The sequence below is a fragment of the Teichococcus oryzae genome, from assembly GCF_008386565.1.
Classification (GTDB): domain Bacteria; phylum Pseudomonadota; class Alphaproteobacteria; order Acetobacterales; family Acetobacteraceae; genus Pseudoroseomonas; species Pseudoroseomonas oryzae.
The window spans coordinates 213,512-223,203 of record NZ_VUKA01000006.1 but is presented as its reverse complement, the minus strand read 5'-3'; the positions used below and the strand labels follow the sequence as shown (position 1 = coordinate 223,203).

The window sequence follows — 9,692 nt, the reverse complement described above, 5'->3', positions numbered from 1 at the left end:
CGCGGACGAGCACCGCGCGCAAGACGGCGGCGGCGCCGAAGAAGGCGGCGACCAGCCGGGCCAAGGCGACGGCGACGCTTCGCGCCGCCCGCCCTGCCGCGGTGAAGAAGCCCGCCATGCGCAAGGCCGCCGCGCCAGCGGAGAAGGGCTCCGATCCCGCCCGCATCGCGGCCGCGAAGAAGGGGGCGGCCACCCGCGCCCGCCGCAAGGCCGAAAAGGAAGCCGTGCCGAGCGTGCCGAACATGCCGGAAGCGCTGCCCGAGGCGGTGCCCGAGATGCCGGTTGACACCGCGCCGGGCAACTGACGCGCGCCACGCCGTGACGATGAACCGGCCTGTTGGAGATCCTCCCGGATTTCCGGCGGGCCGGTTCTGCTTTAGCCTGCCTCCTCAGCGCCAACTCGGCCGCCGGAGAGGAAATGATGACCGACAATATCCGCCGTGTCCTGTATCTCAGCCACGCACCGCAATCCGTCTACGACATGTGGCGCGCCCGGATGCCGGAAGGCTCCGAGCTGATGACCCTGTCCAGCAATGACGATGCGGAGCGGCTGGAGAAGCTGCCGCTCGCCGATGTGGTGATCGTCGCTCCCGCCGTGCTGCGCCCCGAATGGGTGGCCCATGCGACGCGGCTGAAGCTGGTCCAGCATCAGGGCGTCGGTTGGGAAGGGGAAACGCCCATCGCCGAGATGCGGGCGCGCGGGATCCGCCTCGCCATCAATCCATCGGGCACGGCCGATGTGGTCAGCGAGCACGCCCTGGCCCTGATGTTCGCCACGTTGCGGCAGATCCCGCGCGTCGATGCCGCCATGCGCAACGGCAACTGGATGGGCACCTCGCTCCGCACCGAAACCCGCAACCTGCGCGGCCGCACCGTCGGGATCGTCGGCATGGGCCGCATCGGCTCCGCCGTTGCGGCGCTTCTGCAGCCCTTCAAGGTGAGGGGCCTGTATGTCGATCCTTACCAGAAGCTGCCGGAAGGCCTGGAACTGGCCCTGAACTTCCGCCGGGTCGAGCTGCCGGAGCTGCTGCGGGAAGCCGAGGTCATCACCCTGCACCTTCCCGCCACGCCGCAGACCCATCACCTGTTCGGCGCCGAGGCGTTCCGCCAGATGCGGCGCGACGCCGTGCTGGTGAACTGCGCCCGGGGCGCGGTGGTGGACGAGGCGGCGCTGGCCGAGGCGCTGCGCGGCGGCCTCATCCGCGCCGCCGCCGTCGATGTGTTCGAGCCGGAGCCGCCGCGCCCCGACAACCCACTCCTTGGCCTGCCGAACGTGGTGCTGACGCCGCATGTCGCCGCCGGCACGCTGGATGCGATGCAGGCCAAGGTGGCAGGCGCCACCGCCAATATCGGCCGGTTCCTGCGCGACGAGGCGCTGCTGGACGAGATCGACCTCACCGCCCTGGCATGAGCGACTGGCGCCAGCGTGGCGGAAACCCCGCCGCCGCTGGCGCTTTGCCCCGCCATGAAGCGAGGTGCATGGCCATGCGGCTGAAGGTGATCGTCAATGCCTGGGGCGGATCGGTCGGAGGAGAGGATGTGACCGCCCGGCTGGCCGAAGAATTCGCCGCGCACGGCATCCTGGCCTCGGTCACCGAAGTGCAGGGGGAGGCGCTGGAGGATGCGGTCCGCGCCGCCCTTGCGGAAGACTGGGATGGCATCGTCGCTGGCGGCGGCGACGGCACGCTGGGCACCGTGGCCCGGCTGATGGCAGGCAGCGGCAAGCCCTTCGGGGTCCTGCCGCTCGGCACGCGCAACCATTTCTGCCGCGACCTCGGCGTTCCGCTGGAGGAAAAGGGCGCCGTCGCGGTGATCGCCGCGCACCACCTCCTGCGCATCGACCTGGCCGAGGTGAATGGCCGCGTCTTCCTGAACAACTCGACCGTCGGGCTTTATCCGGAAATGGTGCGGGAGCGGGAACGGCAGCAGAAGCATGGCTGGCGCAAGATGCCGGCCATGCTGCTGGCCAGTGTTCGCACGCTGGCGCGCTTCACCCGGCACCGCCTTGCGGTCAGCGCCGAGGGATGGGGCGAGCGGCTGATGACGCCGCTCGTCTTTGTCGGCAACAACATGTACGAGACGACGTTGCCGCGCGCCGGCCGCCGCCCGCGCCTGGATCGCGGCGAGCTTTGCCTCTGCATCACCCGCCACAGCAGCCGCTGGGCCATCCTGCGCATGTTGCTGCGCGCCGTGCTGGGACGGCTGAAGGAAGAGCGCGAGTTCGAGATGCGCGCGGTGTGCGAGGCCGAGATCCGTTCCTCGCGCCGCTACCTCCGGGTGTCGATGGATGGGGAGATCACGATGATGCGCACGCCGCTGCGCTACCGGACGCTGCCCAAGGCGCTGACGGTGTTCGCACCATTGCCGCAAAAGGAAGCGGAGTAGGCACGCGCCTTCAGTCAAAGGCCTTGAGGAAGAAGTCGCGCGCGCCGGAAGGGCCGGGCTTCAAGGCCAGGTGCAGCTCCTCCGCCTCGGCGAAGCACCATGGCACGCCCGGATCGATCTGCGGGCCGACGCGCAGCATGCCGATGCCGAGGCGCCGCACCACCGTTTCCGCCGTGTCGCTGCCGGCCACGACCAGCCGGCGCACACCGCGTTCGGTCAGCAGCTGCGCGACCGCGGCCAGCGCATCCCGCACCAGCGCGTCAGCCGCCTCGGCGCCGAGCCTGCTGCGCAGGGCCAGCACGCGCTCGGGGGGCGCGGAGGTCGCGATCACCACGGGGCGTTCCCCGGACAGGCGGCCCTCGATCCATTCGGCGGCCTGAGCGACCAGGGCGGGCAGCTCCGGCGTTGCCAGCACATCCAGTTCCAGCGTCGGCAGGTGGCCGCGCGCCAGCCCGATCTGCGCCAGGGTGGCGCGGGCGCAGGAGCCGGCCAGCACCGCCATGGCGCCGGTGGGCGGCGGCAGCAGGTCGGCATCGCCGCGATCCGGCAGCAGGCCCTTGCGACGGAAATTCTCCGGCAAACCCATGGCAAGGCCCGACCCGCCGGTGACCAGGGCGTGTTCCGCGCAGGCCTCGCCGAGCGCCAGGAGATGCGCGTCCGTCACGGCGTCGGCGATGGCGTAGCGGCGGCCGCGCTCCGCCAGCTGGGACGCGGCGGCGCGGATCGGGGCTGCGCCTTGTTCGACCACGGCGAAGGGGATCAGCCCGACCCCGCCTTCCGTTTGCCGCGCCAGCACGCGAACCAGGTTGGCATCGCGCATGGGCGTCGGCGCATGGTGTTGCATGCCGCTTTCGTTCAGCAGCGCATGGCCGACAAACAGATGGCCATGGAAGACAAAGCGGCCGGTGGCGGGAAAGGCCGGGCAGGCTATGGCGAAGCCGGCCTGCAGGCGGTGCAGCAACGCGTCGGCCACGGGGCCGATATTGCCGCTTTCCGTGCTGTCGAAGGTGGAAGCGTATTTCAGGAAGATCTGCTTCGCGCCGGCGGCCAGCAAGGCTTCGCAGGCCGCCAGGCTGTCGCGCACGGCGTCCGCCACCGGGGCGGCGCGGGAGGGCAGGGCCACAACGATCGCGTCGGCCTCGGGCAGCGGACCGTCCGGCGTGCCGATCACCTGCGCGGTGCGCATGCCCTGGGCCACCAACATGGCGGCGAGATCCGTGGCGCCGGTGAAATCGTCGGCGATGCAGCCCAGCAGCATGGTCATGCCCTTCGGAAAGGCGGCGGCGGCCCGCGCGCGAAACAGAAATATGGCCGGATCGTTCCCGGCCTTCAGCTTCTTCCGGTCGTCGGAACAGCCATTGGAACAGCCAGAAGATCCGTATGCCCTATGCGCGCGCCCAGCCTGCCCCGCATGGCCTGCGCGCGCCGTGCTTCCATCCAGCCGCGGATCAACGGGGCCATGCCGCGCGGCAATGCCGATAGCGCGGCGCGGCCATGGCCTTCCGCCAGGGTATCGGCCATGACAGGCGTGTTGGCGCCGACGAGCCAGGGGCTCGGCGCGGTGCGCACATGGAAGCCCATGGCGCGGAAGGCCTCCGCCATGGCACGCGGTGCCCGCGGACCCAGGGCGCGGCCACCGAAGCCCTTGTCGCGGATCTGGTCGCGGGCGAAGCCATGGGCGACCAGCCGGTCGGCGGGATGGGGCGGAAAGAAGCGCTCCTGCCCGTTGACGTTGAGCGCGGCATAGAAGGGCACCCGCAGCGTGGCCGCCATGGCGTTCACCCAGCGCCGGGAAACAAGGTCGCACAAGGCTGTGCTGACCACCGCATCGGCGCCGTCCAGCGGCAATGCGGATGCGCCGCCGGACAAATCGGCGGTGCGCGCATCGACCCGCCACACGCCCTGCGGCGTGTGCACCAGCAAGGTGTCGCGGCGCGGCCAGGTGGTGGCCCAGCCGGCGCCGATGGCGCGTTCCTCGATGGTGGCGAAGGCGCGTGCCAGCAGACCGGCATCGGCATCCACCAGCGTCCAGCGCTGCGAACGGTTCAGGATCGGCGCCAGCCAGCGCAGCAGCGCGCCGGTCCCGGCCCCGAGATCCACCAGATGCGGGCGCGGCGGCAGCAGCTCCGCCAGATCCAGGGCGAGGCCCGCATGGCGCGCGCGCGCATCGAAGGGCTCGCGCAGGTCGAGCCAGTCGCCGTCGAATTCCTCGCTCACGCGCTGGCCCGCTCGATCTCGGCGATGAAGGCGCCGGCGCGGTCGTTCCAGCGCGGCAGCTTCTGCCCTGCGGCCCAGGCGGCGTCCGCCATCTCGGCGCGCAGCCGCGTGTCATAGATCGGGCGGCGCATGGCGCGGGACAGGGAAGCAACGTCGCCGGGCGGCGAGATCACCCCGGCCTGCAGCGGCACCAGATCGGCGATGGCGCCGCCGGCGGTAATGGCCAGTGGCAGGCCATGCGCCAGCGCCTCGGCCGCCGCCATGCCGTAGCCTTCCCAGTGGGTCGCCAGGGCGAACAGGTCGGCGCGGGCGTAAAGGGCTTCCAGATCGTCCTGCGCCACTTCGCCGGCAAAGGTGACGCGCTGCGCGATGCTGAGTTCCTCCGCCAGCGCGGCTAGGCTTTGCGCATGCACCCGGTCGCGCGGGGCGCCGGCGATGGTGAGCTTCCAGTCGAGGTCGCTGAGCTTGGACAGCGCGCGCATCAGCACGTCATGGCCCTTGCGCGGCACCAGCACCGCGACGGACAGGATGGCGCAGCCCGGCCCGCCCGAGCCCTGGCTGCGCGGCGCCGGATCGGTTCCCGGCTCCACCACGCCAATGCGCGCGGCATCGGCGCCGAACTCGCCGGAAAGCCGGTCGGCGGTCAGGCGGGATGTGGCGACAAGGCGCGCCATGCGGGGGAACAGCAGCGTTTCGCGCTGGCGCAGGTCGTCACGCTCCTCCTCGTCGAAGCCGGGCTCGATGGCGGTCGGGTGATGGATCAGGCCGATGGCCCCACGCGCCTCCAGCTCATCGGCGAAGGGCGCGAAGGCCGGCAGGCCGAGGCCGTCGATGATCAGGCATGTATCGGAAGGCACGGCGTCCAGGGCGGCGCGGGCCGCGGCCTGGGCCGCCATGTCCGGCAGGGGATGGCGTCCATCCAGTTCCACCACCCGCACCTCGTGGCCCGCCTGGCGGAAGCCCTCCACCAGCCTCCGGTCATAGCCGTAGCCGCCCGACACCGTGCTGAACGGGCCAGGAACGAGCAGGGCGAGCTTCATGCCAGATCCGCCTCATAGGCCGCCCAGGCGAGGGGGCTTTCGCGCATCAGAACCTTGATCGACCGCACCGACCTGCCGCTTTCGCCGAGCCGTCCTTCCCTGACCGCCGCGGCCAGCGCGCCATGGATGTGATGGCAAAGGAACTCCGTGCTGGTGTTCTGCCCGGCGAAGCGGGGTTCCTCGTCCAGGTTGCGGTAGTCGATCTCGTCCAGGATGCGGCGCAGCTCGACGCGCGCGGCGGCGATGTCCACCAGCAGGTTGGCGTCATCCAGCTTCGGTGCGCGGAACTCGGCCTCCACCACGAAGGTGGCGCCGTGGACGCGCTGGGCGGGGCCGAACGCCTCGCCGCGGAAGCTGTGCGCGACCATGATGTGGTCGGCGACGGTCAGGCTGAACATCGCTTATCCTCGTAGGTGACAATGGGGCAGAGCGGCGCGGCCTCGCCCGCGGGCGGTGGGCCGAGCAGGCTGGCCATGCGGGCCGGCAATTCGTCGAAGGGGACATGCGGCCCGCACAACGCGTCCAGCGCCGGGTCGCCGAGCAGGCGGAGCGCCAAAGCCAGGCGCTCGGCATGGCTGCGCCGCCCGCGCAGCGGCGGCGACACGGCGCCGACCTGGGTGGCGCGCAGGGTCAGCCGCTTCGCATGGAACTCCTCGCCCAGGGGCAGCGTCACCGGCTTGTCGCCATACCAGGACGCTTCGAGGATGCGTGCCTCGAAGGCGGCGTGGCGCAGCGCGTGGCGAAGCCCTTCGGGATTGGCGGAAGCATGGATGATCAGCTCCTGGCCGCCCGGGCTTTGCTCCGGCGCCGCGAAGCGGGCGCCGAGTGCCTCGGCCACCGCGCGGCGGGCGGGGTCGGTGTCCACCACCGTGACCTCGGTTCCGGGGATGCGCGCCAGCAGCCAGGCGGAAAGCAGCCCGACCACGCCCGCGCCGACCACCAGGATGCGCTCCCCCGGCAATGTTCCCGCATCCCAGGCGATGTTGAGCGCCGTTTCCATGTTGGCCGCCAGCACGGCCCGGTGGTCCGGCACCGCATCCGGCACCGGGATGCACATGGTGGCGGGGGCCAGGAAGCGGTCGGCATGCGGATGGAGGCAGAAGACGCGCCGGCCCTGCAATTCGGACGGGGCTTCCTCGGCCACGCCCACCGCCGCATAGCCATAGGCGATGGGGAAAGGGAAATCGCCGGCCTGCAACGGGGCGCGCATCGCGCCCCACTGGCTTTCCGGCACCTGGCCCTGGAACACCAGCCGTTCCGTGCCGCGGGAAATGCCGCTGGCCACCGCGCGGACCAGGGCCTGGCTGGCGGCGCGGGGCGGCAAGGCGGCGGCGCGGATCTCGGCGCGCCCAGGCGCGGTGATCCAGAAGCTGCGGGCGATGGTCACGTGCAGACTGCCGGGCGGGCACGGTGCAGCGCGATGTCGAACAGCACATCCTGCCCCAGCGGATGCACCTGCCATTCGAACCGCAGCCCATCGGCGATGCGCGCCGCCTCCGGCAAGGTGAAGGCGGGTATGCCGCTGCCGAGCAGCACCGGCGCCACGGTGACGTGCAGCCGGTCCAGGCAGCCCGCCGCCAGGAAGCGGGACACGGTCAGCCCGCCGCCCTCCACAAACAGCCGCCGCAGCCCGCGCGCGGCCAGGATGGGCAGCAGGGCCGCGATGTCGAGGCCGCCGATCGCGGCGCGCGGGGCGCGCAGCACCTCGGCGGCGCCATGCGTGTCGTCGCCCGCCGCATCCTCGGCGCAGACCAGGAGGGTGGGCGGGCCGCCGGCGGCGAACAGGCCGTAATCGGTTCCCAGGCGGCGGTTGGTGTCCAGCACGATCCGCGCCGGGGAGGGCCCCGGCACCTCGCGCGTGGTCAGGCGTGGATTGTCGTGCCGCACCGTGCCCGCGCCGATCACCACCGCGTCGCAAAGGGCGCGCAGCCGGTGGGTGTGCAGAATGTCGCCCCGGCCGCCGATCCACTGGCTGGAGCCCGAGGCGGTGGCGATGCGGCCATCCAGGGTCTGCGCCAGCCGCCCCAGCACCATGCACCCATCCGGCCGGCCAGAGGGCAGCAGGACCGGCAGGAACAAATCCCGCAGCGGCGAAGCCGGTGGAACGGCGCCGCCGTCCCGCAGGCGCAGCAGCGCCTGCCAGTCAGGTCCGTCGGGATCGGTGGCGGCGGGGAGGGTGGCATCCATTGCCTCCTCTATGCCGCAGGGGCGGGAAGGTTGCCAGAAGCGCGGCCATCAGGCCGGCTCCAGGCCGCGCCGCATATCCGCCCGGCGCAGCCAGGCGGTGAGCGGCAGCGCCAGCAGCACCATCCACAGCTTGCCCAGCACCTGGCCGGGCAGGAAGCCGAGGTCGCCAAAGGCGATCAACAGAAAGAAGATGCTGTCCACCACCAGTCCGACGGCGCCGGAGGCCAGCACCGCCACAACCAGGTTGCGCCGTTGCAGCGGGGTATAGACCAGCAGGTCCGCCGTTTCGCTCAGCAGGAAGGCGGCGGCGGAGGCCAGCACCAGGGAAGGTGGCGCCAGCAGCGCTGACAGCGCCGTGCCCGCCACGATGGCGGCCCAGGCCCAGCCCACCCCCAGGCGGCGCTGCACCAGGTCCCGCAGCACCAGGGCCATGCCGATCATCAGCACGCCGGAAGGCGCCATGACGAAGCCAGCGGCAGCGGGGGCGACAGGGATCAGGCAGGGGCTCTGCGGCGGGCACACCGTGCCGACATTGCCGATCAGCCAGTTGGCCGCGGGAATGGTGAGCCCGAAGGCGACAAGGGCCAGCAGGCCCTCCAGGCGAGGTCCGGTCATTCTTGCGAGTTTTCCCAAGGGGTGGGGCGGGAGCATCCGCGCTGAGGGTTCAGCAGCCGGAGCGATACGCCATCCATCCCCTGGCACGCAAGGCGCAGGCCGGGCAGGTGCCGCAGCCATGGCCCCATTCATGCCGCGTACCCCGCTCGCCCAGGTAGCAGGTGTGGGTTTTCTCGGCGATGTCCGCGACAAGGGCGGGGCCGCCGAGATCCTCGGCCAGTTTCCAGGTTTGCGCCTTGTCCAGCCACATCAGCGGGGTGTGCAGCACGAAGCGCTTCTTCTCCCCCGGGTCGATGCCGAGGTTCAGCGCCACCTGCAGCGCCTTGATGGTGTCGTCCCGGCAATCGGGGTAGCCGGAATAATCCGTCTCGCACATGCCGCCGACGATGTGGCGCAGGCCGCGCCGGTAGGCGAGGGCGGCGGCGAAGGTCAGGAACACGATGTTGCGGCCGGGAACAAAGGTATTGGGCAGGCCGCTTTCGCCCATGGAGATCTCCGTTTCCCGCGTCAGGGCGGTGTCGGACACGGCGCCCAGGGCGTCCAGCGCCAGGGTGTGGTCCGGCCCTAGTCTGGCCTGCCATTCCGGCTTCAGCCCGGCTCGGAACTCCGCGCGGCAATCCAGCTCCACCCGGTGGCGCTGGCCGTAATCGAAGCCCAGCGTTTCCACCCGGCCAAAGCGGTTCAGCGCCCAGGCCAGGCAGGTGGCGGAATCCTGCCCGCCGCTGAACAGAACCAGCGCCCCGTCATCCATCGCATCTCGCCCCCGTCTGGCCGCGAGCATGACGGGCAATGGCTTTCGCGCCGGATGCTCTGGCGTGTTGAAGGGGCCGGTGCGCGGTGGCCGGCGATGCCGTGCCATGGCGCCCTGGCCCCGGCCGGGCATCGCGCCGGCGCGCGGCGGCGTCAAGCGCCGCCCTTCAGAAGAAGGAGAAGGATTTGCGGTTCAGCCGCTCGGCCCGGAGCACCAGCTGCGCCCGGTCCCGCGCGAAGGCGCGGCGGGTTTCCAGATCCATGCAGGTGAGGCCGTGCTGCCTGCACCAGGCCAGGAACTCATCCGGGCGGAGGGCGATGCGGATCACGCGGTAGCCGGCTTCCTCGGCCCGCCGAACGTCGCGCAAGGCGGCATGCCGCCATTCGTCGTAGCGTTCGCTCATGTCGGGCATGACGTCACGCAACCGGCCGAAGCTGGCCTCGTCATACCACGCAAAGCCCATGACCGGCTTCTCACTCATGAAACAACTCTCCAGC

General features: G+C 71.3%; 11 protein-coding genes and 1 pseudogene. 3 read left to right on the top strand and 9 right to left on the bottom strand.

The window, feature by feature from the left end; translation table 11 throughout:
- The 3 genes and pseudogenes from F0Q34_RS21820 to F0Q34_RS13970 all read left to right on the top strand — a co-directional run.
- Positions 1–305: pseudogene (locus F0Q34_RS21820) on the top strand (hypothetical protein); the annotation flags it as partial.
- Positions 306–421: 116 nt separating this feature from the next.
- Positions 422–1,411, top strand: coding sequence for a 2-hydroxyacid dehydrogenase (locus tag F0Q34_RS13975; protein WP_149812825.1), 990 nt, complete (start codon positions 422–424; stop codon positions 1,409–1,411).
- Positions 1,412–1,479: 68 nt separating this feature from the next.
- Positions 1,480–2,385, top strand: coding sequence for a diacylglycerol/lipid kinase family protein (locus F0Q34_RS13970; protein WP_241665489.1), 906 nt, complete (start codon positions 1,480–1,482; stop codon positions 2,383–2,385).
- A 10-nt stretch (positions 2,386–2,395) separates the two neighbouring features.
- Here F0Q34_RS13970 and otnK read toward each other — a convergent pair whose 3' ends face one another.
- The 9 genes from otnK to F0Q34_RS13925 all read right to left on the bottom strand — a co-directional run bounded on the left by otnK (position 2,396) and on the right by F0Q34_RS13925 (position 9,676).
- Positions 2,396–3,649, bottom strand: a complete 1,254-nt coding sequence (gene otnK / locus F0Q34_RS13965; RefSeq protein ID WP_149812824.1) for a 3-oxo-tetronate kinase — start codon at positions 3,647–3,649, stop codon at positions 2,396–2,398.
- Between the two features lie 65 nt (positions 3,650–3,714).
- Positions 3,715–4,602: a class I SAM-dependent methyltransferase gene (locus tag F0Q34_RS13960; RefSeq protein WP_149812823.1), complete on the bottom strand. Its 888-nt coding sequence runs from the start codon at positions 4,600–4,602 to the stop codon at positions 3,715–3,717.
- Positions 4,599–5,642 carry a glycosyltransferase family 4 protein gene (locus tag F0Q34_RS13955; RefSeq protein ID WP_149812822.1) on the bottom strand — a complete coding sequence of 348 codons (1,044 nt, stop codon included), beginning with the start codon at positions 5,640–5,642 and terminating at the stop codon, positions 4,599–4,601. The genes F0Q34_RS13960 and F0Q34_RS13955 overlap by 4 nt, the downstream gene beginning before the upstream one ends.
- Positions 5,639–6,040 carry a 6-pyruvoyl trahydropterin synthase family protein gene (locus F0Q34_RS13950; RefSeq protein ID WP_149812821.1) on the bottom strand — a complete coding sequence of 134 codons (402 nt, stop codon included), beginning with the start codon at positions 6,038–6,040 and terminating at the stop codon, positions 5,639–5,641. Before F0Q34_RS13950 ends, F0Q34_RS13955 begins: the two co-directional genes overlap by 4 nt.
- Positions 6,028–7,029, bottom strand: a complete 1,002-nt coding sequence (locus tag F0Q34_RS13945) for a zinc-dependent alcohol dehydrogenase (RefSeq protein WP_241665488.1) — start codon at positions 7,027–7,029, stop codon at positions 6,028–6,030. Before F0Q34_RS13945 ends, F0Q34_RS13950 begins: the two co-directional genes overlap by 13 nt.
- Positions 7,026–7,829 carry a RibD family protein gene (locus tag F0Q34_RS13940; RefSeq protein WP_149812819.1) on the bottom strand — a complete coding sequence of 268 codons (804 nt, stop codon included), beginning with the start codon at positions 7,827–7,829 and terminating at the stop codon, positions 7,026–7,028. Before F0Q34_RS13940 ends, F0Q34_RS13945 begins: the two co-directional genes overlap by 4 nt.
- Before the next feature lie 48 nt (positions 7,830–7,877).
- Positions 7,878–8,444 (bottom strand): VUT family protein, encoded by a 567-nt coding sequence (locus F0Q34_RS13935; RefSeq protein ID WP_149812818.1) that lies wholly within the window; start codon positions 8,442–8,444, stop codon positions 7,878–7,880.
- A gap of 49 nt (positions 8,445–8,493) precedes the next feature.
- Positions 8,494–9,195 carry a 7-cyano-7-deazaguanine synthase QueC gene (gene queC / locus F0Q34_RS13930; protein ID WP_149812817.1) on the bottom strand — a complete coding sequence of 234 codons (702 nt, stop codon included), beginning with the start codon at positions 9,193–9,195 and terminating at the stop codon, positions 8,494–8,496.
- 166 nt (positions 9,196–9,361) lie between these two features.
- Entirely contained in the window at positions 9,362–9,676 is a 315-nt protein-coding gene (locus F0Q34_RS13925) for a hypothetical protein (RefSeq protein WP_149812816.1), read from the bottom strand.
- Positions 9,677–9,692 lie beyond the last annotated feature (16 nt).